The sequence below is a fragment of the Schaalia turicensis ACS-279-V-Col4 genome, assembly GCF_000296505.1.
In the GTDB taxonomy this organism is placed as follows: domain Bacteria; phylum Actinomycetota; class Actinomycetes; order Actinomycetales; family Actinomycetaceae; genus Pauljensenia; species Pauljensenia turicensis_A.
Window position 1 is genome coordinate 194,301 of record NZ_JH815209.1, and the last position, 26,572, is coordinate 220,872.

The 26,572-nt window shown below is 56.0% G+C and carries 25 protein-coding genes and 5 tRNA genes; 4 read left to right on the plus strand and 26 right to left on the minus strand.

All coding sequences use genetic code 11. The features are described 5' to 3' along the window. Nucleotides 1-2: 2 nt before the first annotated feature. The 14 genes from ruvB to glgA form a co-directional block, all read right to left on the minus strand. A complete protein-coding gene (gene ruvB, locus HMPREF9241_RS04540) occupies nucleotides 3-1,013 on the minus strand; it encodes a Holliday junction branch migration DNA helicase RuvB (RefSeq protein WP_131367652.1) in 1,011 nt (336 codons plus the stop codon). 25 nt (nucleotides 1,014-1,038) lie between these two features. After that, a complete protein-coding gene (gene ruvA, locus HMPREF9241_RS04545) occupies nucleotides 1,039-1,638 on the minus strand; it encodes a Holliday junction branch migration protein RuvA (RefSeq protein ID WP_006681106.1) in 600 nt (199 codons plus the stop codon). 57 nt (nucleotides 1,639-1,695) lie between these two features. Further along, nucleotides 1,696-2,325, minus strand: a complete 630-nt coding sequence (gene ruvC, locus HMPREF9241_RS04550; protein ID WP_006681107.1) for a crossover junction endodeoxyribonuclease RuvC — start codon at nucleotides 2,323-2,325, stop codon at nucleotides 1,696-1,698. A gap of 3 nt (nucleotides 2,326-2,328) precedes the next feature. Then, nucleotides 2,329-2,922: a pyridoxal 5'-phosphate synthase glutaminase subunit PdxT gene (gene pdxT, locus HMPREF9241_RS04555; RefSeq protein WP_006681108.1), complete on the minus strand. Its 594-nt coding sequence runs from the start codon at nucleotides 2,920-2,922 to the stop codon at nucleotides 2,329-2,331. Continuing rightward, nucleotides 2,916-3,818 (minus strand): pyridoxal 5'-phosphate synthase lyase subunit PdxS, encoded by a 903-nt coding sequence (pdxS, locus tag HMPREF9241_RS04560; RefSeq protein WP_006681109.1) that lies wholly within the window; start codon nucleotides 3,816-3,818, stop codon nucleotides 2,916-2,918. The genes pdxT and pdxS overlap by 7 nt, the downstream gene beginning before the upstream one ends. 2 nt (nucleotides 3,819-3,820) lie before the next feature. Beyond that, nucleotides 3,821-4,582 (minus strand): YebC/PmpR family DNA-binding transcriptional regulator, encoded by a 762-nt coding sequence (locus tag HMPREF9241_RS04565; protein WP_006681110.1) that lies wholly within the window; start codon nucleotides 4,580-4,582, stop codon nucleotides 3,821-3,823. 134 nt (nucleotides 4,583-4,716) lie between these two features. Beyond that, on the minus strand, nucleotides 4,717-5,211 hold the full coding sequence (locus tag HMPREF9241_RS04570; RefSeq protein WP_006681111.1) for a SixA phosphatase family protein: 495 nt from the start codon (nucleotides 5,209-5,211) through the stop codon (nucleotides 4,717-4,719). Nucleotides 5,212-5,435: 224 nt separating this feature from the next. Next, nucleotides 5,436-6,125, minus strand: coding sequence for a histidine phosphatase family protein (locus tag HMPREF9241_RS04575; RefSeq protein ID WP_006681113.1), 690 nt, complete (start codon nucleotides 6,123-6,125; stop codon nucleotides 5,436-5,438). A 47-nt stretch (nucleotides 6,126-6,172) separates the two neighbouring features. After that, on the minus strand, nucleotides 6,173-9,112 hold the full coding sequence (locus HMPREF9241_RS04580; protein WP_006681114.1) for a bifunctional [glutamine synthetase] adenylyltransferase/[glutamine synthetase]-adenylyl-L-tyrosine phosphorylase: 2,940 nt from the start codon (nucleotides 9,110-9,112) through the stop codon (nucleotides 6,173-6,175). After that, on the minus strand, nucleotides 9,112-10,446 hold the full coding sequence (locus tag HMPREF9241_RS04585) for a glutamine synthetase family protein (RefSeq protein WP_006681115.1): 1,335 nt from the start codon (nucleotides 10,444-10,446) through the stop codon (nucleotides 9,112-9,114). The genes HMPREF9241_RS04580 and HMPREF9241_RS04585 overlap by 1 nt, the downstream gene beginning before the upstream one ends. Nucleotides 10,447-10,517: 71 nt before the next feature. Then, the gene (locus tag HMPREF9241_RS04590) at nucleotides 10,518-11,390 is read right to left on the minus strand and encodes an SPFH domain-containing protein (RefSeq protein ID WP_040318606.1); all 873 of its coding nucleotides are present in this window, start codon (nucleotides 11,388-11,390) and stop codon (nucleotides 10,518-10,520) included. A 14-nt stretch (nucleotides 11,391-11,404) separates the two neighbouring features. Beyond that, nucleotides 11,405-11,869 (minus strand): NfeD family protein, encoded by a 465-nt coding sequence (locus HMPREF9241_RS04595; protein ID WP_006681117.1) that lies wholly within the window; start codon nucleotides 11,867-11,869, stop codon nucleotides 11,405-11,407. A 49-nt stretch (nucleotides 11,870-11,918) separates the two neighbouring features. Then, nucleotides 11,919-12,704 (minus strand): ABC transporter ATP-binding protein, encoded by a 786-nt coding sequence (locus HMPREF9241_RS04600; protein WP_006681118.1) that lies wholly within the window; start codon nucleotides 12,702-12,704, stop codon nucleotides 11,919-11,921. Between the two features lie 42 nt (nucleotides 12,705-12,746). Then, nucleotides 12,747-13,970: a glycogen synthase gene (glgA, locus tag HMPREF9241_RS04605; protein WP_006681119.1), complete on the minus strand. Its 1,224-nt coding sequence runs from the start codon at nucleotides 13,968-13,970 to the stop codon at nucleotides 12,747-12,749. Between the two features lie 176 nt (nucleotides 13,971-14,146). Here glgA and glgC point away from each other — a divergent pair, with 176 nt between their 5' ends. Together glgC and serB are read left to right on the plus strand one after the other, a co-directional pair. Next, on the plus strand, nucleotides 14,147-15,385 hold the full coding sequence (glgC, locus tag HMPREF9241_RS04610; RefSeq protein WP_006681120.1) for a glucose-1-phosphate adenylyltransferase: 1,239 nt from the start codon (nucleotides 14,147-14,149) through the stop codon (nucleotides 15,383-15,385). Further along, on the plus strand, nucleotides 15,382-16,092 hold the full coding sequence (serB, locus tag HMPREF9241_RS04615; protein WP_006681121.1) for a phosphoserine phosphatase SerB: 711 nt from the start codon (nucleotides 15,382-15,384) through the stop codon (nucleotides 16,090-16,092). Before glgC ends, serB begins: the two co-directional genes overlap by 4 nt. A gap of 90 nt (nucleotides 16,093-16,182) precedes the next feature. Here the strand turns inward: serB and HMPREF9241_RS04620 are convergent, their stop codons facing one another. The 12 genes from HMPREF9241_RS04620 to HMPREF9241_RS04675 form a co-directional block, all read right to left on the minus strand. Continuing rightward, on the minus strand, nucleotides 16,183-16,740 hold the full coding sequence (locus tag HMPREF9241_RS04620) for an NUDIX hydrolase (RefSeq protein ID WP_006681122.1): 558 nt from the start codon (nucleotides 16,738-16,740) through the stop codon (nucleotides 16,183-16,185). A gap of 3 nt (nucleotides 16,741-16,743) precedes the next feature. Beyond that, the gene (locus HMPREF9241_RS04625; protein ID WP_006681123.1) at nucleotides 16,744-18,000 is read right to left on the minus strand and encodes a PrsW family intramembrane metalloprotease; all 1,257 of its coding nucleotides are present in this window, start codon (nucleotides 17,998-18,000) and stop codon (nucleotides 16,744-16,746) included. Nucleotides 18,001-18,038: 38 nt separating this feature from the next. After that, nucleotides 18,039-18,671 (minus strand): phosphatidylinositol phosphate synthase, encoded by a 633-nt coding sequence (gene pgsA, locus HMPREF9241_RS04630; RefSeq protein ID WP_006681124.1) that lies wholly within the window; start codon nucleotides 18,669-18,671, stop codon nucleotides 18,039-18,041. Further along, entirely contained in the window at nucleotides 18,671-19,231 is a 561-nt protein-coding gene (locus tag HMPREF9241_RS04635) for an HIT family protein (RefSeq protein WP_006681125.1), read from the minus strand. The genes pgsA and HMPREF9241_RS04635 overlap by 1 nt, the downstream gene beginning before the upstream one ends. A 5-nt stretch (nucleotides 19,232-19,236) precedes the next feature. Next, entirely contained in the window at nucleotides 19,237-21,264 is a 2,028-nt protein-coding gene (gene thrS, locus HMPREF9241_RS04640; RefSeq protein WP_006681126.1) for a threonine--tRNA ligase, read from the minus strand. A gap of 146 nt (nucleotides 21,265-21,410) precedes the next feature. Next, on the minus strand, nucleotides 21,411-22,448 hold the full coding sequence (locus HMPREF9241_RS04645; RefSeq protein ID WP_006681127.1) for a lipid II:glycine glycyltransferase FemX: 1,038 nt from the start codon (nucleotides 22,446-22,448) through the stop codon (nucleotides 21,411-21,413). 43 nt (nucleotides 22,449-22,491) lie between these two features. Next, a complete protein-coding gene (locus HMPREF9241_RS04650) occupies nucleotides 22,492-23,739 on the minus strand; it encodes a carboxylate--amine ligase (RefSeq protein ID WP_006681128.1) in 1,248 nt (415 codons plus the stop codon). A 141-nt stretch (nucleotides 23,740-23,880) separates the two neighbouring features. Then, nucleotides 23,881-23,952 (minus strand) — tRNA-Val (locus HMPREF9241_RS04655). Nucleotide 23,953: 1 nt separating this feature from the next. Further along, nucleotides 23,954-24,024 (minus strand) — tRNA-Cys (locus HMPREF9241_RS04660). A gap of 40 nt (nucleotides 24,025-24,064) precedes the next feature. After that, nucleotides 24,065-24,137: transfer RNA gene (locus tag HMPREF9241_RS04665), tRNA-Gly, on the minus strand. Nucleotides 24,138-24,206: 69 nt separating this feature from the next. Next, nucleotides 24,207-24,278 (minus strand) — tRNA-Val (locus HMPREF9241_RS04670). 1 nt (nucleotide 24,279) lies between these two features. Then, a tRNA-Gly gene (locus HMPREF9241_RS04675) sits at nucleotides 24,280-24,352 on the minus strand. A gap of 419 nt (nucleotides 24,353-24,771) precedes the next feature. On the opposite strand from HMPREF9241_RS04675, the gene HMPREF9241_RS04680 reads away from it, so the two are divergent. After that, entirely contained in the window at nucleotides 24,772-25,305 is a 534-nt protein-coding gene (locus HMPREF9241_RS04680; RefSeq protein ID WP_006681129.1) for a DUF3000 family protein, read from the plus strand. 2 nt (nucleotides 25,306-25,307) lie between these two features. Further along, nucleotides 25,308-26,549, plus strand: a complete 1,242-nt coding sequence (locus HMPREF9241_RS04685) for an HRDC domain-containing protein (RefSeq protein WP_006681130.1) — start codon at nucleotides 25,308-25,310, stop codon at nucleotides 26,547-26,549. The last annotated feature ends 23 nt before the right edge of the window (nucleotides 26,550-26,572 follow it).

Sequence of the window (26,572 nt, forward strand, 5' to 3'; positions counted from 1 at the left end):
ATTCAGCTAAACAGCATAGATTCGGCGGGCGGTGTCAGCCCCAAATGTTGGAAAGCTTTGGGCGTGGCGGCACGTCCGCGGTTGGTTCTGACAAGGAATCCTTCACGAACCAAGTAGGGCTCAGCGACGGTTTCGACCGTCTCTGCTTCTTCACCTACCGTGACCGCAAGAGTGGTCAATCCAACCGGTCCCCCAGCAAAACGCTGACAGACTGCGTCGAGTACTGCTCTGTCAAGACGATCGAGACCGTAGCGATCAACCTCGAACAGGGTGAGTGCGCCCTGGGCAGCTTCAAGATCCAAAGCGCCGCTTCCACGTACTTGGGCATAGTCGACAACGCGACGAAGAAGGCGATTGGCAATACGCGGGGTGCCTCTTGAACGGGAGGCGATTTCGTGAGCCGCCTGAGCGTCCAAGGGGGCGCCAAGAAGGTCAGCGGAACGCGTGACGACTGCTTCAAGTTCGTGTGTCTCGTAGAACTCAAGATGAGCGGTAAAACCGAAACGGTCACGCAGAGGAGCCGGTAGCAGGCCCGTGCGCGTAGTCGCACCGACAACGGTAAAAGGCGGAAGCGTCAGCGGAATCGAGGTTGCGCCGGGCCCCTTACCCACGACAACGTCGACGCGGAAGTCTTCCATTGCCAGATACAGCATTTCTTCTGCGGTGCGAGCAAGACGGTGGATTTCGTCAATAAAAAGAATGTCGCCTTCTTGAAGCCCTGAAAGGATCGCAGCAAGGTCACCCGAATGCTGGATTGCCGGACCGGAGGTCAGGCGGAGCGATGTCCCCATTTCGGCGGCAATAATCATTGCCAAAGTGGTCTTACCCAACCCGGGAGGACCGGCAAGAAGAACATGGTCGGGGCTCACGCCACGGCCACGTGCCGCATCGAGAACAAGCTGAAGCTGTTCACGAACAGTTTCTTGTCCGACGAATTCAGTGAGGCGCTTGGGACGCAGAGCTGCTTCTGCAGCACGTTCAAGCTCACCGGCATCAGGAGCAACAATACGCATTGCCTCTGCGGGAGAATCGAAAGAATCAGCCACGAGAGCCTCCCAACTTCAGCAAAGCGGCACGGAGCAAATCAGACGCCCCCAAGCCCTGTCCACCCAGCGTATCGATTGCCGCTTGTGCCTGGGATTGCTTCCATCCCATCGAAACCAAAGCTGCCACAACATCTTCTTCGACAGCGCCCATGGCGACTGTGGCTCCGGTTCCCACCTTTCCAAGATGTGCGGGCTGACCGAGTTTCTCCCCTAGCTCCAACACCATGCGTTGCGCTGATTTCTTTCCAACACCGGGGATCTTGCCCAGGGTTGAAAGATCATGATCGCGAACGGCACGACGAAGATCATCGGGGCTAAGAACGCCAAGCGCACCAAGGGCAATACGAGGTCCAATACCGGACACGGTCTGCAAGATGGTGAATACATCACGCTGATCAGCCGTTTCAAAGCCCATGAGTGTCAGGGAATCCTCGCGAACAATAAGCGATGTTGCAACAGTGAGCTCGTCACCGACGCGCACCTGCTGAGCGTATGTGGGCACGACCTTCACATCGAAACCAACGCCGGAGACAACCACGACAATTGAATCCACGCCAACTGAGGCCACTGTTCCACTCAACTGTGCGATCAATTGTTCTCCTGTATTGGATCGATAGCGCCCACACCCAATGCGAACACCTGTTCTATTTTACTTGCGACGCAGTCGCGGATCAACAGCACCTGTCCGGCGTTGCGCAGCTTGAGCTTCCGCCCACGCACGTTGCGCGGGTGTCATCGACCCTTTGGAAGTCAAGCGACCAGAGATAGAAACAGAAACTGACGAATCGTCGCCAACACCCAGCAGACCTGTCCCCCGCCACGCATGACAAATTGCGATTGCAAGCGCATCTGCAGCATCCGCGGGCTTCGGAGGCTTCGACAAGCGAAGAATACGCGACACCATCGCCTGAACCTGCGCTTTATCCGCATTGCCGTTTCCAGAAACAGCAGACTTCACTTCTGACGGGGTATGAACCGCCATCGGCAGACCAGCACGCGCCACGCACGTCATGGCAGCACCCATGACCTGCATCGTCGTCGTCACTGACTGCAAGTTGTCTTGGGCGAAGACTCGCTCAATCGCCACAACTTCAGGCTGATACTGCGCGATCACACTATCAATCGCATCTGCAATCGTCCGAAGCCTAAAATGCGTCGCAATGTCTTTGTTAGAACGAGCAACCCCGACATACACGAGCGTGGCACGCCTTGACTCATCAACGTCAACAACACCCAAACCGCATCGTGTAATGCCGGGGTCAATTCCCATGACTCGCATGGGTCAGCGGTTCTCCACCATTGAAACGAACAGTTCATGCAGGCGGTCATCGCCACCCACCTCGGGGTGGAAGCTGGTTGCCATGACGTTACCTTGACGTACGGCCACGATCGGACCATCTTCAGCGTTTCCGGCGCGCGCAATCACAGACACGGTGTCGCCAACGGACTCAACCCACGGTGCGCGGATAAAGACAGCGCGGAAATCGTCGCCTTCGATGCCGTCAATCACGAGGTCTTCTTCGTAGGAATCAACCTGACGCCCAAAGGCATTACGTCGAACAACCATGTCGAGGGTGGCGAAGCACTTCTGATCATCGCGACCATCAAGGATCGTAGACGAGAGCATAATCATGCCAGCGCATGTGCCCCACGCGGGAAGTCCAGCATCAAGACGGTCTTTCAGAGGTTCAAACATGTCGAAGGAGGCCAACAGATTCGACATGGTCGTTGACTCGCCGCCGGGGATGATCAGACCATCCACTTTCGCCAACTCGCAGGGACGACGCACCTTAACGGCGCGGGCGCCAGAATTCTCTAGCGCCCGCACATGTTCGTCAACGTCACCCTGAAGGGCGAGAACGCCGATCGTCACCATCCGCGCTCCGCAAGACGGTGAGAAACCGGAAGGTCGTCAACGTTGATACCGACCATTGCTTCACCAAGGCCACGCGAAACCTCAGCAATAACGGACGGATCATCGTAGAAGGTGGTTGCCTTAACGATGGCAGCTGCACGCTTCGCCGGATCGCCGGACTTGAAGATACCGGATCCAACGAAAACACCCTCAGCACCGAGCTGCATCATCATTGCAGCGTCCGCCGGGGTAGCAATGCCACCGGCGGTGAACAGAACGACAGGAAGCTTACCTTCGTGAGCGACCTCGGCGACCAGCTCGTAGGGAGCCTGGAGTTCCTTGGCAGCAACGTAGAGCTCATCTTCGGGAAGCGAGGTGAGGTGACGGATCTGGTCGCGGATCTTACGCATGTGCGTCGTCGCGTTGGAAACGTCGCCGGTACCAGCTTCGCCCTTGGAGCGAATCATTGCTGCACCTTCGGTGATGCGACGGAGCGCCTCACCCAGGTTGGTTGCACCGCAGACAAAGGGAACGGTGAAGTTCCACTTGTCGATGTGATTGGTGTAATCGGCCGGGGTGAGAACCTCGGATTCGTCGATGTAGTCGACGCCGAGGGACTGCAGAACCTGAGCTTCAACGAAGTGGCCGATGCGAGCCTTTGCCATGACCGGGATGGAGACAGCGTTGATGATGCCATCGATCAGATCCGGGTCAGACATACGGGCAACGCCACCCTGTGCGCGAATGTCCGCAGGAACGCGCTCGAGCGCCATGACGGCAACTGCGCCCGCATCTTCGGCGATCTTTGCTTGCTCTGGAGTAACGACGTCCATGATGACGCCACCCTTGAGCATCTGAGCCATACCGCGCTTAACCTGCGGGGTACCAACTTCGCGAGTCGACGTGAAGTCAGCCATCGTCACTCCCCTTCTTCCAGCTGCGCGCGGACCTCATCCGAGTACGTCATGTTGTTGTAGATGTTCTGAACGTCGTCAGATTCTTCCAGAGCGTCGATCAGTTTCTGAACCTTCAGTGCGCCTTCAAGGTCAACCTCAACGTCGGTCGATGCGACGAATTGAACTTCAGCGGAATCGTAATCGATACCTGCTGACTGGAGCGCCTTACGGACCTCGACAACATCGGAGGCTGCGGATTCGATGACGAATCCATCACCGGTGTCGGTCACTTCTTCAGCACCCGCATCCAGAACGGCTTCCATGATCGTGTCCTCGTCAACGCCGTCTGCTGCGCCCACCTCGACAATGCCACGACGGGAGAAGAGGTAGGAAACCGAACCCGGGTCCGCCAGCGAGCCTCCCTGACGGGTAAAGCCAAGGCGGACGTCGGAAGCTGCACGGTTACGGTTGTCGGTCAGACATTCGACGAGGAATGCAACGCCGTTCGGGCCGTAGCCTTCGTACATGATGGTTTCGTAGTTCGCGCCACCGGCTTCTGCACCGGAGCCACGCTTGACAGCACGATCGATGTTGTCAGCGGGAACGGAGTTCTTCTTTGCCTTCTGGATGGCGTCATACAGGGTCGGGTTACCTGCGGGATCGCCGCCGCCGGTGCGTGCTGCAACTTCAATATTCTTGATCAGACGAGCGAAGAGCTTTCCGCGCTTCGCGTCAATGGCGGCCTTCTTGTGCTTGGTGGTCGCCCATTTAGAGTGTCCCGACATTACTGCTCCCTTGAAGGGTGGATTGCGTACCCGTATATCTTAGCGGGATTAGTAAAAGGTCACCGTCTTCAAAGGTGGGCTATGGGACACAGTAAACGTTCGATGCCAATGCCCGTCAGCCTTGAACTCTGCGATTACAGCATGCGTGGGACGGTGACAATCCGTACTGGCAGGTTCGCGCCGGGACGAAAATCAGCGAAACTTCCTTCGCTTTGAATGATCAGAGCAGTCGCTTTACCGACGCCAGTGCCAAGATCGGCTTTCGCACTATCGTCTCCGATCAGGTATCCAACATGGCCGATTGTTGGCTGATGTCCGACAATCAGTGCAGATTCTCCAGGCAGGGAGTTAATCGTTTCGATGAGTGACTCTGCCCCTGCATCGTAGATTGAACGATCCTTGTACGTGGTCCTCATTGGCAGGTTCTTCGCGATCTCGTCGAAGGTCTGCCATGCGCGCACTGCTGTTGAGCTGACCCCTAGTTCGATGTCTCCAACTTCGGCTTGCAGTTTGATGCCAAGCTCGTGCGCCCGACGGAGACCAAGATCGGTCAACGGTCGCGAGTGATCCGACAGTGCGAAATACTCCGGGTCAGAGTGGCGAACAAGGATCAGCGTGCATTGACTCATGCGAAAAGATTACAGTGTGAGGGATCGAGGAGGTTCAATGGCATTGGGACGAGGCCGCGCTGACGGTGTGTGTCAGGCACGCGAGTGTAATGCGCAGGCGGTGTGGATCATCACCTGGTCAAACCCGAAAATCCCGTGGGCGGATTCCAAGACGTGGCTGTCATGCAATGAACACCGCGAATTTCTGTCCGATTACATGCGATACCGGGGTTTCCCCTTTGAGATCAATCCTCTAGGTCCCACTGATCAACTGGACGGTTATTCCACGTCAGACCAGTGAAGGCACCTCGCAGATCGTCGGGGTTGTGAGGAACGGAGGTGCCGAATCGTTCGGTGGGCCACTGCAAGATGACGGTTCCCGTATTCGACATGAAGTGAGTCATCACAAGAGTGCCGGAGATGTTGTGCGCAAGCGTCGATGCCAGCAGGCGCAGTAGGGCTCCATGGGCGACGATCACACCCACGCCGTCCGGATCTTCCTCAAGTACGAGGCCAGCCACTTCGGCGATAACGGGCAACGCACGGGCAAGCGCGTCCTCCCCCGTTTCAGCGCCAGACATACGAATGTGAGTTGCACCGTGCGACCAGTTTCCCGTTCCTTCAACGTAAACGGAGTCTGAGAACGGGTCAGCGTTCATCTCAACGTCACCTGAGCGTAATTCACGAATTCCTGGTCTCACCAGCGGAGTCAGGGCATACTTAGCGCATAGGGGTGCGCAGGTTTGGCGAGTGCGAAAAAGAGGTGAAACAGCAACCACTGTTGGAGCCTGCCCGACTTCAGATTCCCAGCGCGAAGCAAGATCGGCAGCTTGAGCCAACCCATCGGCGGTTAGCGGTAGTCCAGGCCTAGAGGTGTCAAGAGCGTGCGCTTCATTGGCGTAGGTCTGTCCGTGACGCACGAGGACGATTTTCACAACTGTGTTTCCGTTTCTTCTTCATGCCTTGGTGTGCAAGGCAATATTCAGTTCCAGAAGTAGGTATCCATCAATGCGCGTGCTTTGCGCGATCGACGAAGCCATTCTTCTTCCAGCTCACACTCGCTTGCCGCACCATATCCAAGAACGCGTGCCAGCGGGATAAGGTCCTTCGAGTCTCTGGGAACGGTATCGAGTTTAACTCCCGACATTCGCCCGGTTGTCAGCACGTTCGCCGCCCGGATTTGTGATGCGAGGCTCCACGCATTTTCCAACGTCTTCGCATCATGAGGAGCAATCCATCCCGAACGAGTTAATGCGCGCAGAGCATCAATCGTTGACGAGGTGCGTAAAGAGTCATCGGCATGAGCATGTTTCAGCTGAAGAAGCTGAACAATCCATTCGACGTCTGACAGGCCACCCGGCCCCAATTTCACGTGACGCGTGGGTTCGATGCCACGAGGCAGGCGTTCGCTTTCCATTCTTGCTTTGAGCAGACGAATGTCTCTGATCTGGGCCTCGTCAATCGCGCTGCCATAGCGCACGCGGTCGATTAGCTCCCCCATCGAAAGCATCAGATCATCGGGGCCGGCGAATACGCGCGCCCGAAGGAGCGCTTGGCGTTCCCAGGTCGATGCCCACTTGTCGTAATACTCCGCGTACGATTCGACGGTTCTGGACATCGGTCCGTTGCGTCCTTCTGGACGTAGGTCTAGGTCAACGCTGACACTCATCTGCGCTGTGACCGTCCCCAGCAATGCTTTCACGCGGTTGATGATTGTCGTTGCAGCGTTCACAGCGTCGCTCTCGCTCACGCCATTGGTCGCGCGATGAAAAGCCATGACATCAGCGTCGGAGGCATAGTTTGATTCACGCCCACCGTAACGTCCCATCGCCACGAACCCAACGTCGACGCGGTGACCGTTCTTGAGTTCTTCTTCGCGTGTTGCAATCGCTAATGCGCCGACAACTGCTGCGTCCGTAGCATCGGAGATTGCCTGCCGCCTGGCTCCGATTCCAGTCACCAAATCGCTCATCGCAGCACGAGTAAGTTCACGCGAACGCATGGCTCGCACGCGATATGCGGCCTTATCCGAATCTGCGTGGCGGTCAATCAACGAGGCCGCCTCGACTTTCAAAACCTCAGCTTCACGAGGGGCGAGGTCTTTATCAAGATCCAGCCAGGCGACTGCTTCGGGGCGATGTGACAGAGCCTCAGCGATCCACTTCGAGTTCGGCAGCATCTCGCAGAGCCTGGATGCGGCAACTCCGGAATCACGCAGGAGAGCCAAATACCAGTGAGAATCACCGATTTGCTCCGATAGAGCTCTAAAGTTCAGCAAGCCAAGGTCTGGATCTGCACCGTTGGAAAGCCACGAAATAAAAACGGGCAGAAGATGACGCTGGATCTTCGCACGCCTGCTTGTGCCCTGCGAGAGGGCCGTGATGTGGGCAAGAGCTCCTCGGGGATCGCGATAGCCGATGGCTTGAAGACGAGCCTGAGCACCATCGGAGTCCAACGTAGCTTCATCTGGGCTAAGGCCCGCAGTTGCCTGAACAATCGGACGATAGAACATGTCCTCATGGAGCATTCGAACACGATCTCGAATGCGTTTCAGTTCCTTCGCCAGAGCCTCAGAACTACCACAATGCTCAAGATCAACTCCCCTACCCACCGCTCGAAGTTCGTTCGCTGACGTAGGGATCAGGTGGGTGCGACGCATGCGTTGAAGCTGAATACGGTGTTCAACAGCACGCAGGAAGCAGTAGCATTCACGCAATTCTTGAGCATCGCTACGCGCCACATAACCACCGTCGCTAAGGCGAGACAGCGCATCCAACGTTGATCTGGCGTGAAGCGAATCATCGGTACGACCGTGGACCAGTTGCAACAGCTGCACGGTGAACTCGACATCACGCAGGCCACCTCGCCCGAGCTTCAGTTCACGGTCAGCTTCACGACGGGGAATCGTGTTTTCAACGCGACGTCGCATTGCTCGAGCATTTTCAACAAAGCCATCACGCCCCGTAGCATTCCAAATGTACGGAGAAGCAACACGGAAAAAGGCCTGACCAAGCTCCATATCGCCAGCTGCCGGGCGAGCTTTAAGAAGAGCCTGGAACTCCCACGTTTCAGCCCACTTATCCCAATACTGTGTGAACGAGTCAAGTGTTCGCACAAGCGCACCATGACGCCCTTCGGGACGCAGATTCGCATCCACGCTCCAGAGTGGCTGTTCATTACCCGGACCCGAACATACCTGAGCCGAAAGCGCTGCCATGCGCGTACCCAGTTCGATGGCACTACGCTCATCAACACCCTCAGCCGGGGCAACAACGTACATCACGTCAACGTCGGAAATGTAGTTAAGTTCTTGAGCGCCTGTTTTTCCCATCGCAATAATCGAAAGACGAGCATTACCCTGCGGATCAATATCTCGTCGTGCCAGTGCGAGGGCAGCTTCGAGTGCAGCGTCAGCAAGCGCCGCAAGGCGCACACCGACTTCCGGCATATAATCGGGTGGGTTCGGGTGCGTAGCATCGTCAGCAACGAGGTCCAACAAAACTCTGCGATACGCACGACGCACATCGTCGCCGTTGTAGCCGGGACCCGCAACGGGCATCTGCGACGCTGGATCAGCCCCCACTGCTTGAAGGAGCTCCGTCAACGGTTCATCGGGTTCAACAAGCAAGCCATCAATGCGTGAAGGGTCAGCAATCAGGTAATCGCCCCACCAGGAAGATGCACCAAAAACCGCGACCAGGCGCCGAAGCCCATTGCCCCCGTGTTCAGCGATTGCGGCTAATTGAGTAGGGGCGGCCTCGTGAAAACGCAGGCAGGTTACCAGCGCGGAATCTGGATCGGCGCAGGCGTTGAACAGCGGTAGCCACTCGCCTAGCTCGCCGGGTAGGTCAGCCAAAAATGACGCTGCTCGCACCGGATCCAAGAAACCGCTACCGCGGAGGTCCTTAGGGACGACCTCCATCAGTAGACCTTGAGGAACTGGCGAATCTCCTGAGGCGTCACCTGCTGGCGGTACTCACGCCATTCCTTTTCCTTGTTGCGCACAACGTAGTCGAAGACCTCTTCACCAAGAGCACCGGCAACCAAGTCAGATTCGCGCATCAAACGAACCGCGGAAGCCAATGACGTCGGCAGAGCCTCGATCCCCATCACCTGGCGTTCGCGATCCGTCAGATCCCAAACATTGTCCTCAGCTTCGGGGACAAGTTCGAGGCGATGTTCAATGCCGTCAAGACCTGCAGTGATCAGAACGGCGAGTGCAAGATACGGGTTCGCAGCCGGATCCAAGGCACGGTACTCAATGCGTGCTGCCGTACGCTTTTCAGGCTTGTACAGCGGGACTCGAATCAACGCGGAGCGATTGTTATGACCCCAGCACACGTAAGACGGAGCCTCGCCCCCACCCCAGAGGCGCTTATAGGAGTTCACGTGCTGATTGGTGACAGCAGCGATCTCGCGAGCATGTTCCAAGAGCCCCGCAATGAAGTGGCGCCCCGTGCGTGACAGCTGATAGTCACCTGACGGATCGTAGAAGGCATTTTCTTCACCTTCGAGCAGTGAAAGGTGCGTATGCATACCCGAACCCGGATGGTCAATAAAGGGCTTGGGCATAAACAGTGCGGCAAGGTTCTCGCGCAACGCGACCTCTTCGATGACGGTTCGAGCGGTCATGATGTTGTCGGCAGCACTCACCGCATCGACTGCACGCAGGTCGATTTCATTTTGACCGGGGCCACCTTCGTGGTGAGAGAACTCGACCGCAATGCCCATATCTTCGAGCATACGAACCGCGCGACGACGGAAATCATTCGAATGCCCACGCGCAACATGATCGAAATACCCCGCAGAATCAACAGGCTTCAAGTTGTCGACACTGATCGGCTGTTGGAGCAGATAGAACTCAATCTCAGGGTGAACCATCACAGTGAAGCCGCGCTCTTGGGCTCGTTCAACAACGCGTTCCAACACGCCGCGAGGGTCACTACGTGCAGCCTGACCATCGGGGGTCAACACGTCGCAGAACATTCGAGCAACGGGATCTTCTTCCCCTCGCCACGGCAACATCTGGAATGTCGAAGCATCCGGACGCAGCAACATGTCGGACTCGTGCACGCGGGTCATGCCTTCAATCACCGAACCGTCGAAACCGATACCTTCAGCGAAAGCATCTTCCAACTCGCCCGGGTCAATTGCTACAGACTTCAAGACACCAGCGACATCTGTAAACCACAGGCGAATAAAGCGAATGTCGCGGGCAGCAACCTCGCGCAGAACCTTTTCCTGGATGGAGTCCACGAGTCTCTTCTTTCAATCGGGGGCGATGGTGAGGGGGATGGTCAAGAACACGTCGTCCACACCGGACAGTTTTACTTGTTCGGGTTAAAACCCTTCGCAATGGAATCCAGAGCAGCCGTCAGTTCGGTGGGAACAACCCACACCTTCGACGAATCCCCCTTGGCAAGTTCCGGAAGCATCTGCAAGTACTGGTAGCTCAGCAGATCAGGCGTTGGATTGCCCTCGTGGATCGACTGGAAGACGGTACCGATAGCTTCTGCTTGACCGCGGGCGCGAGTGACAGCCGCCTGAGCTTGTCCTTCAGCCTTCAAGATGGCGGACTGCTTTTCACCCTCAGCCTGAAGGATCTGCGACTGACGGACACCTTCAGCAGTCAGAATCGCTGCACGTTTATCACGTTCGGCTCGCAACTGCTGTTCCATGGCCTGCTGAATCGACGGTGGCGGATCAATTGCCTTCAACTCAACGCGATTCACGCGGATACCCCAGCGTCCCGTTGCTTCATCAAGAACACCACGAAGCTGAGTGTTGATCGAGTCGCGACTCGTCAGCGTCTGCTCGAGGTCGAGCGAGCCAATGACATTACGGAGCGTCGTCACCGTCAGCTGTTCGATTGCCTGAATGAAGTTCGCAATCTCGTAGGTCGCGTGCATTGGATCCGTGACCTGGTAGTAAATCACCGAGTCGATGGAAACCACGACGTTATCGGCGGTAATCACCGGCTGTGGAGGGAAGCTGGTGACCTGTTCACGCAGGTCAACGCGCGCTGCAATACGGTCAAAGAACGGAATCAGCACATGCAAACCACCGTACATTACCGTGTGAAAACGACCGAGGCGCTCGATCACCAACGCGCGAGGCTGGGGAACAATCTGGACGCTCTTGGCAAGGATGACCACAACAAGGATCAACAGGAGCCCAGCAACGAAGGGACCAATACTCATCTCCACGGCGACACTCACCCTTTCTGTTCTTCGAATGTTTTACTACGGTTCTCGACGGATGTAACAACCGCCGTAGCACCGTCGATCTCGCACACATACGCATGCTCGCCCACAAGAAGGGGCTTCTCGTCGATTGTGCGGGCAGACCAGACTTCGCCATCAAGTTTCACGCGACCACTGCTGGCGTTCACGGTTTCAATCACATCGACCTGTCGCCCAATCAAGGCGTGCACATTGGTTTTCACGTTCGTTTGCGACCAGAGCATACGCATTTTCAGCCACGGACGAAGCGCACAAAGAAAGACCAGCGAGCAGACCACAAAAACGCCGACTTCGGGCCAGAGCCCAGGGACAACAAGAGAGGTTAACGCCGCTGCTAAACCACCGATGGCAAGCATGAGGAACACAAGGTCAACCGTTGCCATCTCAATCAGTCCAAGAACGATGGCAACAATCACCCACCACAAAGCGTGCGTCATACACACTCCCCTTTGTCCGACGTGTCCACGGTGATACCTATGAAGAGACTTACCTGACGGCGCGAGCCCACCAGCGTCCGTTGTCGTTACCGGCGCTCAGAGGCAGACAATACGTCGCTGACAGATTCACTCCGGTGATGACGGAATCAATGACACCCGACTGGACGACCTTTGCTCCGTCCATCAAGACCGCGTGCGTCATTCCGCTGGGAATTTCTTCCACCTGGTGTGTAACCAAAATGACCTGCGGAGCATGCGGACCGGAAATGATCTCTTCAAGAGCTCCGATCAATAGTTCGCGGGCGCCAAGATCCAAGCCAGCGGTGGGCTCATCAAGAATCAGGACCTCCGGGTCTGTCATCAGGCTTCGAGCAAGCAACACACGTTGCGCTTCGCCCTCAGAGAGAGTTCCAAACTGACGATCCGCCAAATGATCAATACCGAAAGCAACAAGCAGATTGTCGCAACGCGCATCATCTTGAGCTTCGTATTCTTCGTCGCGATGAATTGCGATACCCCACGCTGCCGTGCGAACAAGGTCGCGAACAGTTTGGTGTGCACGAATGGAGGGGGCAAGCGACTTCGAAACAAGTGCAACGCGGGAAGCAAGTTCTTGACGGTCGAGAGCAAAAATGTCTTCGCCATCAAGTTTCACGGTGCCCTGCGCCAATGCTTCACGACCGGCTAGCGCTCGGATAAGAGTTGTCTTACCCGCGCCATTCGGGCCAAGAATCACCCAATGCTGGCCTTGCTCGGTGCTAAAAGACACCGAATCAAGAATCGCAGTTCCACGTTTGCTTACAGTTGCATCCACACATTCAAGGACATAAGTCATACCTATAAGCCTACCTTTGTCACCGAAATATGATCGGCTGACTCACACCAGTGTGCGATACAGATCCGCGGTCTTCTGGCCGATGGCATCCCAAGAGAAGTGGTCGCGAGCACGCGTCAGGCCTGCCACTCCCATCGTCTTGGCGCCCTGAGGGTTATCGAGGACTGCGATCAGGCGCTCGGCCATATCATGAACGAAGGTATCGGGCTTCAGAGGAGTGCCGGTGCCGTCATTCATTTGTTCGATCGGAACCAGATAGCCGGTCTCGCCGTCGACGATGACATCGGGAATACCGCCAGTTGCCGTACCAACAACGGGCAGGCCCAGCGCCATCGCTTCGAGGTTCACGATACCGAGTGGCTCGTAGACCGACGGGGTGATGAACACGGTCGACGCATCCAGAATTGCTGCAATGTCGGGCTGCGGGAGCATCTCAGAGATGAGGATGACGCCCTGACGCTTCGCCTGCAGGTCCTTCACAAGCGCGTCGACTTCGGCTGCAATCTGCGGAGTATCGGGAGCACCCGCACACAAAACAATCTGAACGTCATCGGGAAGCAGGTTCGCTGCGCGCAGGAAATGGGGCAGACCCTTTTGACGCGTAATGCGTCCAACGAACACAACGGTTCGCTTGGTCGGATCAATCGAATACGTCTTCAGAACGCGTTCTTGGTTCTCGCGTTCAGCGTCGGTAGACGGAGCACGCCACTTCGCCAGATCAATGCCGTTGTGAATGACGTGAACCTTCGCGTCATCAACGTTCGGGTAGGAGCGCACAATGTCGGCCTTCATACCGTTCGAAACTGCAACAATGCCGGCCGCGGCCTCGTACGACGTCTTCTCGATGTAGGAAGAAATGCGGTAGCCACCACCCAGCTGCTCGGCTTTCCAGGGGCGCAAGGGCTCCAGAGAGTGTGCTGAAATGACGTGCGGAATGTCGTGAAGCAGAGCCGAAAGATGGCCGGCAAAGTTTGCGTACCAGGTGTGCGAGTGAACCAAGTCTGCGCCTTCGGTCTGGGCCGCGATGGAAAGATCTACCCCGAGTGTCTTCAGTGCCGCGTTCGCTCCTGCCAGTTCCACTAGGTCAGCGTGGCCGACGACTCCAGTTTCGGCTCCTTCGGTTCCGGGTTCACGAGGCCCGTCAAACGCGTGAACTCGAACCTCGTCGAGGCGGGGACGCAGAACTTTAGCAAGTTCAGTAACGTGAACACCTGCACCTCCATAAACAAAGGGCGGATACTCGCGGGTCAGCAGGTCAACGCGCATGATGGTCCTTTCAGGGAAGGCACAAACTTCTTGAGCTAGCCTATCGCGGGCACAGAGCACTCACCGACGAATCCCCGCATGCGTGCACACAGTTGCGCATTCAATGACCATATGTGATGGGCGCCACACAGTGGAATATGCGTGCAGGATCACACTGACTCTCATAGGCTTAGCCCATGGCCAAAAATCATGTTCTCGCAATTGTTCTTGCAGGTGGTGAGGGGAAGCGACTGATGCCGCTGACCGACGACCGCGCTAAGCCCGCTGTTCCCTTCGGCGGACACTATCGTTTGATCGACTTTGCTCTGTCCAACATCGTGAACTCCGGTTATTTGAAGATCATCGTGTTGACCCAGTACAAGTCCCACTCGCTTGACCGCCACGTCACCAAGACCTGGTACACATCTCCCCTTCTCGGTAACTTCATCGCCCCTGTTCCGGCTCAGCAACGTCGCGGGCCTCACTGGTACTTGGGTAGCGCTGACGCTATCTACCAGTCCCTGAACATCGTCGATGATGAGCAACCCGACTACATCGTCATCATTGGTGCCGACAACATCTACCGTATGGACTTCTCTCAGATGGTGCAGCACCACATCGATTCTGGACTCCCGGCCACGGTCGCAGGCATCCGTCAGCCGATCGAACTTGCTTCCGCTCTCGGCGTGATCGACTCGGCAGACGGCAAGATCAACCAGTTCCTCGAAAAGCCGAAGAACGCTGCCGGCCTTGCCGACGATCCCACCAAGGTGCTCGCTTCCATGGGCAACTACGTGTTCACCACGAAGGACCTGATCAAGGCTCTCCGCGAGGACGCACACAACCCCGAGTCCAAGCACGATATGGGTGGCAACATCATCCCGTGGTTCGTCGAGCGTGGCGAGTGCGGTGTATACGACTTCCAAGACAACGACGTCCCGGGTTCGACCGACCGCGACCGTAACTACTGGCGCGACGTTGGTACCCTCGATGCCTACTACGATGCCAACATGGACCTGATTTCAGTCCACCCCGTGTTCAACCTGTACAACCGCAAGTGGCCGACGATGACGATGATCGACGGTTCCTTGCCACCGGCTAAGTTCGTGTACGGTGAAGAGCACTCGCGAATGGGTCACGCTGTTGATTCCTTCGTCTCCCCCGGGGTCATCATTTCCGGTGGCGAGGTCTACCACTCGGTTATCTCCCCCGGTTGCTACATACACTCCTGGGCTCAAGTCACTGACTCGGTTGTCATGGATGGGTGCCGTATTGGTCGCCACGCAGTGGTATCCAAGGCAATCCTCGACAAGAACGTTGTTCTTGAAGAAGGCGCTGTCATTGGTCTTGACCTCACGCGCGACCGGGAACGTGGCTTCACCGTTACGGATTCCGGTATCACCGTTGTCCCCAAAGGAACGGTTGTTACCCGTTGAGTAATACACCCCGTTCTCTCCCGGATGCTTCGGCGTTCGGGAGAGACGCATTTTCACCCCCGCCTCGCCTGATCGTCACTGATGTTGATTCGACTTTGATCGCCCAAGAAGTCATCGAAGAGTTGGCGCATTTCGCTGGGACGCGCGGGCAGGTTGCTGACATCACCGCGCGGGCAATGAACGGCGAGATAGACTTCGCCGAATCTTTGCGCCTCCGTGTCTCCACCTTGGCGGGCGTTCCCGCTACGGTGTTCGATGAGGTTCTTCATTCGATCACTCCCACCCCCGGTGTGTGCGATCTGATTGATGCGGTTCATGCCCACGGTGGTTTTTTCGGTGTGGTCTCAGGTGGCTTCGAGGAAGTTGTTGCTCCTCTTTGTCACCAGCTGAACATCGATCATTACTTGGCTAACCGACTTGAGGTCACCAACGGCTTCTTGACGGGTAAGGTCCTGGGGGCAATCGTGACCGCGGACGCCAAGGTGCAGGCGTTGGAAGGGTGGCGTCTATTGCACGGACTGGATGTTAACCAGACAGTCGCCATCGGAGATGGAGCAAACGATATTCCAATGCTCCAACGGGCAGGCTTGGGAATTGCTTTCTGCGCGAAGCCCACAGTTCGTGAGCAAGTGAAGTATTCGCTGAACGTTGCACAACTGGATCTCTTGATTGAGCCATTGGGACTATCTGGGGTTCCTCGCACCTAGGCGCACACTGAGTACCAACAAATTCTCAATTGTCGGAGCTTTTTGATTAAAGGCGTATCGGATCGGAAATGGTCATCCGATCCGATACGTTCACTCTTCAGCGCTTCCTTGGCAGGCGCTTGATTCACGAATACGGTGAAGCTGACCGTCCCAACCGTTCACCCATGATTGGGCAAGATTCGCAAGGTTGAGGGGGTAGACCTCGCCGTTTAGCGCCCGTTGAGCAAGCTCATCGAGATCCCACCAGCGCTGTTCGTCGATCACGTCGCGTTCTAGGTCGGTCCACCCATCATTGTTCAGCGTGACACGTTGAGTGTGAGCGATGAAGAACCACTCGTCCTGTTTGGCGGTAATGGATAAAAAGTCGAAGGTTGCTTCACGATAGATCACGGGGCCAACAAGAGCATCGGGTTCTAAGACAATCCCCGTTTCTTCAAAGAGCTCTCGACAGGCTGCTTCTGCGGGATTCTCCCCCTCCATGATTCCGCCACCGATGGTGAACCACCACTGGCGTTCCGGCTGATCACGATCGTGTCCTTTGGCAAGGAGCAATCTGCCATTCTCATCAAAAAGGATCACGCGAGCCGCTTGTCGGTGCGGGTAGCCGTCTGCATCCACCGGCCATTCGTTTTCATCAAGACCAGACATGGATTACCTCGCGTTATTCAATGTCGTCTGTGTCATCGCATTGAGGAAGAACTGACGATCTTGACTGACCTGAGCAACCAACTGTCGGTCGAGTTCGATGCGAGAATCATCCGCACCCAAACGTTCTTGGAGCTTTTGATCAAGCCCCAGGGCGGCAAGATGAGAAAGGAATCGTCTCATTGCTTTTTGCGCGTCCTTGCCCGCAGGCTTCACCCAGTTCATCGCAGTTCTGCGACCGGCTTTCTCACTGACCATGACCACCTCGGCGGGAAGGACCCATCCGGCTTGGACGTAGGGAATGAGCCCTTCACGAACGGTCTTCAATTCGCGTCGTGAAATCCAGGTCAGCACAATCATCCAGCCGACGAACAGTGGAATCTCGACAAAGAGATAGTTGGTAATAAAACTGGTAGCTTCTGAGGTTCCCGCATAATTCCACAATCCGTGAACGTACATTGCGATGCTTAATCCCAGAAGGCTGACGATGGTACGGGGTAGCCAGGAGCGTAGGCGAATCAGCGCAAAAGCGAGAGCAAGGCCGGTGAATGATGTGGCCATCGGGTGCAGGAATGGGCTGAAAACCCCACGAAGGATGACAGTGACGGTCAGGGCCGCTGATCCTTCTTGACTTGCCTGCAGGAAGTATTGAATGTTCTCGATAAAAGCGAAGCCTGCGCCGGAAAAGCCGGCATAGACAATACCATCGATCAGGGAATGAATGGTGCTTCTACGGGCGAGGATGATGAACAGAACACCGAGTGCTTTGAGTGTTTCTTCGACCGGAGGGGCAACATATACGGCTGTCCACCGCATTGCTTCCATTTCGTCGCCAAGTACCAGCGTGGCGTTGAGGAGCAGTGCAGAGTTCAGCATGGATGCCCCGACAATGGCGACGCCCGCACCCCAGACGAAAGCAACGATTTTTGTCCACAAGGGTTCTGGCTCATGACGATCCAAGTGAATGAAGAACCCCAGAACAACGATCAGAGGGAAGGACGCAAGGAATGCTAAGTAGGCGGTGGTTGATACGTCGCTCAGCGAAATGTATCCGTAAATGCTCAGCGCGATACAGATCGCTGAGACAGCAATGATTGACGTTTCGAAGCGCGGAAGGCGAAAATGTCGAGGCTGGGGTACATCCCACATTGGCGCTGAATAATGCGTCGTCGGAGAAACCATGTTTGCTCTGGGCACGTCGGGGCGAATACGCGAAAGTCGGAACTGTTCTCCAGGACCGGATGATGCACTTTCGTATGTCACTGATTCTCCGTTAATTGCCTGCGTAGACGCGGGGCTTCTCAGATATGGCCGTCGATCTTCTTCAGTGCACCAGCAGTAAATGCGATTCGCTGGCCGACGGTGAATAGAGAGGCGAAGGCGACCCAGATGAGGCCTGCGACGGCCCACCACTGTCCACATCCCCAGTCGGTCAAAGCCGCCCCGACGAGGACAACGATCAACCGATCGGTTCGTTCCGCGATACCAACTTTGGCCAGAACTCCGATGGATTCGGCGCGTGCTCGAGCGTAGGGAACGGCTCCGGTACCGACGATGGCGATGAGTCCTCCAACCAGTCCAACCGTGCGTGCGGTTGAAGGCTCCCATCCGAAGATCAACCACGCGCACACTGATGCGAATACTGCGCCGTCGGAAATACGGTCCAGCGTTGAGTCAAGGAAGGCGCCGAAGCGCGACCCACCTGTCGTCATACGTGCCAGTGTGCCGTCAACTGAGTCTGCGAAAAGAACGAGGCCCAGCGCAATGCCGCCTTGCCAGACGTAGCCGAATGGAATAGTCGCGCACGCGACACCAACGCTGGCAATTGTTCCGATGATCGTCACCGCATTCGCACTGACCCCAAGTTTGGCGAGGAGGCGTGCAAGCGGTGTAAAGATCGTCTTCGTCATTGAACGACCGTGATTTCCAAGCATCAGGATTCCTTCGGCCAGGCGTCAGCGAGCATGTGGCGCGCATCTGATAAAAGCTGGGGAACAGCTTTCGTCTGAGCAATAATCGGCAGGAAGTTAGCATCCCCAAGCCAGCGCGGAACGATGTGTTGATGCAGGTGAGCAGCAATTCCCGCTCCGGCGACATCACCCTGATTCATCCCCAGGTTAAAGCCCTGCGGCCCACTAGTAGCGCGAAGAACTCGCATAGAGGTAGCCGTCAGCTCCCCCACTTCAATGCGCTCTTCATCGGTTAAATCCGTGTAGTCAGCGACGTGACGGTACGGACAGACCAGAAGGTGCCCAGAATTGTAAGGGAACAGGTTCATCAGCACGAACGCACGGCGACCGCGATAGACGATCAAGGCGTCCTCATCGCTCTTCGATGGAGCTGCGCAGAACGGGCAGGTGTGATCCGTTGAGTCTGATGGTTTGCCTTCGCCATTGATATACGCCATGCGGTACGGCGTCCAAAAACGTTTGAAGGCATCCGGAGCGCCCGCTATTTCACGGGAATCTTCAACCAGTGGCTCAACGTCACTCATGGTGTTCAGTCCTGCTCGACAAAAAGGTCCGAGTTGTTGCGCCTACGGACATGGTTCACGATGCGGGCAACAGCATCGTCGATGGCCACGCCGTTGTCCTGCGAGCCGTCACGGAAACGGAAGGACACCGCACCGGCTTCAACATCTTCGCCACCAGCAATCAGGGTGAAGGGAACCTTTTCCTTCGATGCGTTTCGGATCTTCTTACCGAAACGATCGTCGGAGTGGTCAACCTCTACGCGGATGCCTTCGGCCTTGAGCTTGGCGGCGACCTGGTCGACATAGTCAGCAAACGCCTCGGCAACCGGGATAATCTTCACCTGGACTGGAGCAAGCCATGCTGGGAATGCACCCGCGTAGTGCTCGGTCAGAACACCGATGAAGCGTTCGACGGAGCCAAGCTTCGCCGAGTGAATCATGACCGGGCGCTGGCGTGAGCCATCAGCAGCCGTGTATTCGAGGTCGAAACGCTCAGGCTGGTTGAAGTCGTACTGAATGGTCGACATCTGCCACGTACGGCCGATAGCATCCTTGACCTGCACGGAAACCTTCGGACCGTAGAATGCTGCGCCACCCGGATCTGGAACCAGTTGCAGACCGGTTGCCGAGCAGGCGTCTTCAAGAGCCTTCGTGGCGTTCGCCCAGTCTTCATCGGAACCGATGAACTTGTCCTTCTTCTTGCCGTCTTCGTCGCGCGTCGACAGTTCAAGATAGAAGTCATTCAGGCCAAATGCTTCCAAGATGGACAGGAAGAAATTGATCTGCGAGCGAATTTCTTCGCCTGCCTGCTCGGGCGTGCAGTACGTGTGCGAGTCATCCTGAGTGAAGCCACGCATACGGGTCAGGCCGTGGACAACACCGCTCTTCTCGTAGCGGTAATCGTGGCCCATCTCGAAGAATCGTGCGGGAAGTTCACGGTAGGAACGACCGCGTGAGCGGAAGATCAGGTTGTGCATCGGGCAGTTCATGGCCTTGAGGTAGTACTCCTGGCCAGCCTTTGTGATGTTGCCTTCTTCGTCGCGTTCCTCGTCAACCTGCATGGGCGGGAACATCGTGTCCGCGTAGTACGGCAGGTGGCCGGAAGTGTGGAACAGACCGCCCTTAGAGATCTCGGGGGTGTGAACGAAATCGAAGCCAAACTGCTCGTGGCGTTCGATCACATACTTCTCAATCTCGTGACGCAGGATGCCCCCCTTGGGGTGGAAGACGACAAGGCCGGGGCCAATTTCCTCCGGGAAGGAGAACAGATCAAGTTCTGCGCCCAGGCGACGGTGATCGCGACGTTCGGCTTCCTTGATACGCTCCTGGTAGGCGACGAGGTCGTCCTTCGAGGCCCACGCAGTGCCGTAGATACGCTGCAGGTGATCTCCGGACTGGTCGCCCTTCCAATAGGCGGCTGATGCCTTGGTGAGCGCAAAGCCGTTGCCGATCAGGCGGGTGTTCGGCAGGTGCGGTCCGCGACAGAGGTCTTTCCATGCAACGGTGCCGTCTCTGCGAACGTTGTCGTACATGGTGAGCTCGTGGCCACCGACCTCAACTGAAGCACCTTCTGCACCCGAGCCCTTCGTGGTGACAAGTTCCAGCTTGTACGGCTGGTCTGCGAGCTCAACACGCGCCTCGTCCTCAGAAATGACGCGACGGACGAACGACTGGCCTTCCTTCACGATGCGCTTCATCTTCTTTTCGAGTTCACGCATCAGTTCGGGGGTGACCGAATCGATATTGCCGAAGTCGTAATAGAAGCCATCGGTAATGAACGGACCAATACCAAGGTTGACATCCGGGAAGGTGTCCTGAACTGCCTGAGCCAGCACGTGAGTGGCGCTGTGGCGAAGAATGTCCAAGCCAGCGGGCGAATCAATAGTGATTGCCTCGACCGTCATTCCCTCTTTAAATTCAGTGAACAGGTCGCGAGGAGTGCCGTCAATCATGAGGGCAACGACCTCACGACGCTGCTCATACCAAGTAGTACCCGTGGTTCCACTTTCCACGGTCTGCTTCTCTTGGTCGATGACGAGGTCGATGCTGGACACGAATGTCTCCTTGATCAAACGATGAATATACCGCTGACAGTCTACTCGCCCAGTCACCTCATCACCGCACCCGACCCCCTCAGTGAACCAACCAACGGACAAATCTCGACGCACGTGTGTACAACTGACGGAGACGAAAGAGGTGACTAACGGGAAACTCGACGCAACTTTCGTTTCACATTCAGCAACGAACGCACCATGATGTACTGCGGGCGCGACACGGGCAGATCCCAAGCGCCAGCAACATCTGTGTATGAAGTCGCGAAAGCAAGCTTGTAGCGGCCAACGTGGAACAGCGTTGAATTACGCGGAGAATGAATGCCTCGAAGATCGAACCCTTTAAAGCCTTCGCTACCAAGGAGGAGTGCAACCTCAACATCCAAGAACGCAGGACTTCCCAAGCGGCGACCGCGATCCGAAGAAGCGCCGTACTCAGCTTGAGCATTCTTCCCGTTCAGCAACACCAGATCCCAACAGAGGATCTCGTTGTCCTGCGTACGAGCAGTGAATACGCGAGCGTGCTGTGACCCCAGGATGCGCAACAGAGACTGGTAATAGCCGATGGGGTGTGGACGGAATCCATCACGCTCCGCTGTTTGCTTCAGGACCTCGTAGTACGGTGAAAAATCAACTGATGCAGCCTCGGTTTCCTCGTGGATCTGAACGCCGAACTCATCGGCTTTCTTCGTTGAACGACGAAGCGTGCGCCTGCCACCATTGGTCAATGATTCGAGCACTGCATCGCGATCCCCGCGTCCGGTTTCGATGATGACGGTGCGGTCATATGTCACGATCTGCAACGGTTCTTCAAGATCCTTGGCAGCAAACCACGAATGCAGACGGATGAAGACAATTCCGCGATCGCGACTGCGAACAAACTTCAGTAGGTCCTTGCGCAGGCGTTCCTCGCGTTCAGGAGTGGCCTCGCGAATCCAGACGGGACCTGATTTTGCCCACAAGTAGCGCAACGCGCGAAGCTTGTATTCAAACAGCGCGATGACAGCGATGCATTTGTCGTTCTCATACCAAGCAAGGCGACCAAGCTCCCCCGCCCAGAGAGGATGTCCTTGTGCAGCTGAAAACTCTTCCCACTGCTGCGACTGTTCGATAGGAAGTCCACCCACACCGGAAACAGCATGTTGCATGTCGCGTGCGTTAATCGGTCGCAGACTCGTGGAAGTCATGTAAAGCCTTTCGTCTCTGTTCACCCAGCAAGTAGTCATGGGCTCAGAATGAGCGGTCAGTCGGTCGAGGATAGTAGAGAGCAAATTTTCGGAAGTGGTTCAAACGTTGCAAGCGAACAATTATGTTCCGCTTTGCATTGTCCTCGTGCGGATTGATCAGCGGATCAAAGCGACGATGGTTCTTGATCAACGATTTCACGCGCTTCTTCAAAGGTTCATCTCGCAAGTATCGCAACAGCAGTCGGTCTGGAACCATCGAATAGAGAATTTCACGCGAAATGCGCTTGTGTTCCATGCGCTTCCCATCGATCAAATCGCCTACCATGACGAGCATCGGATTGGCTCCACCTGCGGTCATGTACCAATTGTTGCGTCCAATTCGAGGATTCACTTCGAAGAATACGGCGCGGTTATCACGTGGATCGATCTTCACGTCAAAGTTGGCAAAACCGCGATATCCGGCACGTGTCAGCAGGCGTTCAGCTTGTTGCCACAGTTCAGGGAATTCTTCGGTGATCATGGCAACCGGATTACCGATCATGGTCGGTGCATGATCTTCAAGAAGCACTCGCGCCGAGCCGATCAACGTCACCTCGCCGTGGCTATCGACGTATGCGGTGATGGAACGCATTGCGGTGTTGTCGCCAGGGATCAGTTCCTGGACAAGAAAAAGATCGCGGAATCCGGCTTCTCCGAGCGTTCTCCACATCTGCGCCAATTCGACCTCATCTTCGAGGAACCAAATCTTGCGTTTGCCTTCAAAGTGCAGACGATCGTAGGCATCTGCTCTGGCAGCCTTGGCAACAATCGGGAAGTCGAAGGGAATCGAAGGTGCAACCCACTGATCGGAATAGTCAGACATGTCGACGCCGATACCTCGAGGCGCATCAATGCCAGCGTCTTCACACGCCTGCGCAAAAGCGACTTTGTCTGTAAGAAGCTCAATCGTTTCCAGGGATGGGAACGGGAGCGCGTAGTATTCGCCGAGCTGGTCGTAGTTGCGAGCAATGAAGGTTGAATGCAGGTCATGGTTTGCCATCAGAATCAATGCTTTATCAGCGTTTTCTTTGGCAATTGCACAAAGTTCGTGAAGAAGAACGTCGTCAGATGCGTCTGCTTCGATGTGATGAACGTCGAAGAAGTTCGAGCCCGTGATGGACACGGTGGGCTCGTTTGATACGCACAGGCATCGACATCCAAAGGCCTCGTTGAAAGAGCGACCGATTCCGTAAACACCAAAATCGCCACCCAAGATCACGGGAAGAATCACTCGTGAGCGAGAAGAGACCATGAATTCAAACCACCTTTGTGCGCGCCCGATCAGCCTACCTGTTTTGCTCTTTCAAGGATATAAGGGAAACCCTCATTACTGGGTGACCTGCCACGAGGTAACAAAAAACGTCTTTCCCGCAGGAAAGACGAAATCATTGAGTGGGCGATACTGGGATCGAACCAGTGACCTCTTCCGTGTGAAGGAAGCGCGCTACCCCTGCGCCAATCGCCCGAGGTGGGTACGGGATTCGAACCCGTGTATACGGCTTTGCAGGCCGCTGCCTCGCCTCTCGGCCAACCCACCACGCTTGACCCATCGGAAAGGTTGAATCCGGGGCTCAACGAGCGGATGACGGGACTCGAACCCGCGACCCTCACCTTGGCAAGGTGATGCTCTACCAACTGAGCCACATCCGCGAACTTGTCCCAACTGATCTGGAACTGGGATTTACCCGTCGTGTCCCAAAAGTATTGAGAGACAATGAGTGGGCGATACTGGGATCGAACCAGTGACCTCTTCCGTGTCAGGGAAGCGCGCTCCCGCTGCGCCAATCGCCCGAGCGGATGACGGGACTCGAACCCGCGACCCTCACCTTGGCAAGGTGATGCTCTACCAACTGAGCCACATCCGCGTATCTCTTCGAACACTTACGCGTTCATTTCGAACAGGGAAAACACTAACAGGGAATCACGCAAAAAGCGAAATCGAACGAACGTTGCGCGCGTCACAGCCACTGTTTTCCGCAGTATTTTGCGAAAAGATTACTCAGAGCCTCGGTGAGCGTACAGGCTTCCTTAGATACACACGATGGACCAGCAACGAGTTCCTCATCGATACGCCCCGCGAAGAGGTGGGCAGTACCTTTTCCGAATGTGCATGTTTTTACTCTATAAGTGACAGAACTACTATCGGATGCGATGCGTTAAGAAAAACAACGTCATTGCTCAGTGTGACGTGAATCGTGGCGGGTCATTTTCGCAGTGGACGGCGTGCCCAGCAAAGGGGTTACTTTCACTCACTTAGCCTAAGTGCGTGGATAATCGCGCTGGCATGGAAGAGTTCGCTGAATCGTTGGCAACTCTGCGTCGCACTATCGATAATCCTCTTCTCGAGTTCGAAGAAGTTCCCCCACCTTCACGCATGGCGCCTTTCACCGCAGCTCTTGTCATGCGAACATTGGCCAACGATGGCAGAGAACCTCTTGCTCAGGGACGTTTTGTCATCCTGCATGATCCCGACGAGCAAGCCGGCTGGAATGGAACATACCGCCTGGTTGCGCAGTTACGTTCGCAAGTTGACCCTGAAATGGGGCATGACCCGTTGCTCACCGAAGCTCTCTGGGCATGGACAGATGATTGCCTGGTTGAAGAAGGCGCAGCGTATCACGACCTGACGGGAACAGTCACCCGGGAGTTTTCAGAATCATTTGGCGGTCTTTCATTGCGAGGCTCCACTCTCAACGTCGAAATCCGAGCCTCGTGGACCCCTTCGACTACCGACTTAGGAGCCCACCTACGAGCTTGGACAGATCTGATGCTTCGTACCAGTGGTGTGGCATCCCAGCGATTCCTTGAGGGAGTCTAAGAGTGCACATTCACCACACCGGCGGTTTACCTGACGGCGATACTGATTCTCCAGAGCTGATCGTTACCCCGCGCGAAGGCGTACCTAGTGTCATCGATACACCTGATGCGCTTGATCAAGCGAGGCGCAACCTAGAGCAAGGACTCACTCCCATCGCTGTGGATGTTGAGCGCGCCCAAGGCTTCCGTTATGGCAACGACCCCTACTTGGTTCAGATTCGACGCGAAGACGTTGGTACCTTCCTGATCGATACAGCCGCATTGCCTGACTTGTCGTCACTTCAAGCGGGCGTGAACGACGTATGGCTTTTGCACGACGCGTTGCAGGATCTGCCGAATTTGCGACAGGTGGGACTCAATCCCCCGTCGTTGTTTGATACTGAGGTCGGCGCGCGTCTTCTGGGGTTAAAGAAATTCGGTCTTGCTGCCGTATGCGAGCAGGTGCTCGGTTTGGGCCTCGTGAAAGACCACCAGGCATCTAACTGGTCGGTTCGTCCACTATCGAAGGACTGGCTTCGCTACGCGGCCCTCGATGTCGAATTGTTGACGGAACTTTACCGTCGTTTGTCCATCCAACTGAACGACGCGGGTCGCTGGGAGTGGATGGAAGAAGAATGCGACTACCTAGCTCACCTGGATCCGCCTGCGCCCAAGAGGGACCGCTGGCGAAATCTGCCCGGCGCGGGAAAGATACGAGGCCGGCGCAACCTAGGAGTCCTCAAGGCTTTGTGGGAGGCGCGCGAAGAAATCGCTCAGGAACTTGATAAGGCACCCGGTCGTTTGGTGCGCAATGCTGCTCTGGTGCAGGCTGCGCTGAATCCTCCGCGGAATAAGCGCATGTTGCTGTCGATTTCTGAGTTCCGCTCCCCTGTTGCCAGGCAATACGCTGACCGTTGGTTACGCGCGATCCGACTGGCCGAAACGGCAAATGAGGACGAATTGCCACCGCTACGTCTTCCTCATCGTCCAGGTTCAGTTCCCGAAGCGCGAAACTGGGGTCGTATCGATCCTGACGCTGCAGCGCGATTGGTGGCTGTTCGCGGGGCAATGACCGAGCTTTCTGAAGAAATCGGTATTGCTCCCGAGGTCATTCTTGAACCTCGTATTCAGCGTTACTTGGCGTGGGCGCCTCTTGATCCGAAGCGTCCCAGCGGCGACGAGATTGAACAGAGGATGTTTGACAAGGGCGCTAGGGATTGGCAGATGGACCTTTGTCTTGACCCGATCGCGGATGTCTTGGAGTGACTCTTGAGGATTCAAGCTTCTCT

What these genes read in the sequence shown, in the direction of transcription:
- pdxT (WP_006681108.1), bottom strand. Translation starts at nt 2,922, where the DNA reads ATGGTGACGATCGGCGTTCTCGCCCTTCAGGGTGACGTTGACGAACAT.
- HMPREF9241_RS04620 (WP_006681122.1), bottom strand. Translation starts at nt 16,740, where the DNA reads ATGTCTGGTCTTGATGAAAACGAATGGCCGGTGGATGCAGACGGCTAC.
- HMPREF9241_RS04590 (WP_040318606.1), bottom strand. Translation starts at nt 11,390, where the DNA reads ATGAGTATTGGTCCCTTCGTTGCTGGGCTCCTGTTGATCCTTGTTGTG.
- ruvC (WP_006681107.1), bottom strand. Translation starts at nt 2,325, where the DNA reads ATGCGAGTCATGGGAATTGACCCCGGCATTACACGATGCGGTTTGGGT.
- ruvB (WP_131367652.1), bottom strand. Translation starts at nt 1,013, where the DNA reads ATGCGTATTGTTGCTCCTGATGCCGGTGAGCTTGAACGTGCTGCAGAA.
- HMPREF9241_RS04580 (WP_006681114.1), bottom strand. Translation starts at nt 9,112, where the DNA reads ATGGAGGTCGTCCCTAAGGACCTCCGCGGTAGCGGTTTCTTGGATCCG.
- HMPREF9241_RS04635 (WP_006681125.1), bottom strand. Translation starts at nt 19,231, where the DNA reads ATGAGTGACGTTGAGCCACTGGTTGAAGATTCCCGTGAAATAGCGGGC.
- HMPREF9241_RS04565 (WP_006681110.1), bottom strand. Translation starts at nt 4,582, where the DNA reads ATGTCGGGACACTCTAAATGGGCGACCACCAAGCACAAGAAGGCCGCC.
- glgA (WP_006681119.1), bottom strand. Translation starts at nt 13,970, where the DNA reads ATGCGCGTTGACCTGCTGACCCGCGAGTATCCGCCCTTTGTTTATGGA.
- HMPREF9241_RS04680 (WP_006681129.1), top strand. Translation starts at nt 24,772, where the DNA reads ATGGAAGAGTTCGCTGAATCGTTGGCAACTCTGCGTCGCACTATCGAT.
- HMPREF9241_RS04650 (WP_006681128.1), bottom strand. Translation starts at nt 23,739, where the DNA reads ATGGTCTCTTCTCGCTCACGAGTGATTCTTCCCGTGATCTTGGGTGGC.
- HMPREF9241_RS04645 (WP_006681127.1), bottom strand. Translation starts at nt 22,448, where the DNA reads ATGACTTCCACGAGTCTGCGACCGATTAACGCACGCGACATGCAACAT.
- HMPREF9241_RS04600 (WP_006681118.1), bottom strand. Translation starts at nt 12,704, where the DNA reads ATGACTTATGTCCTTGAATGTGTGGATGCAACTGTAAGCAAACGTGGA.
- pgsA (WP_006681124.1), bottom strand. Translation starts at nt 18,671, where the DNA reads ATGCTTGGAAATCACGGTCGTTCAATGACGAAGACGATCTTTACACCG.
- HMPREF9241_RS04570 (WP_006681111.1), bottom strand. Translation starts at nt 5,211, where the DNA reads ATGAGTCAATGCACGCTGATCCTTGTTCGCCACTCTGACCCGGAGTAT.
- HMPREF9241_RS04595 (WP_006681117.1), bottom strand. Translation starts at nt 11,869, where the DNA reads ATGACGCACGCTTTGTGGTGGGTGATTGTTGCCATCGTTCTTGGACTG.
- glgC (WP_006681120.1), top strand. Translation starts at nt 14,147, where the DNA reads ATGGCCAAAAATCATGTTCTCGCAATTGTTCTTGCAGGTGGTGAGGGG.
- pdxS (WP_006681109.1), bottom strand. Translation starts at nt 3,818, where the DNA reads ATGGCTGACTTCACGTCGACTCGCGAAGTTGGTACCCCGCAGGTTAAG.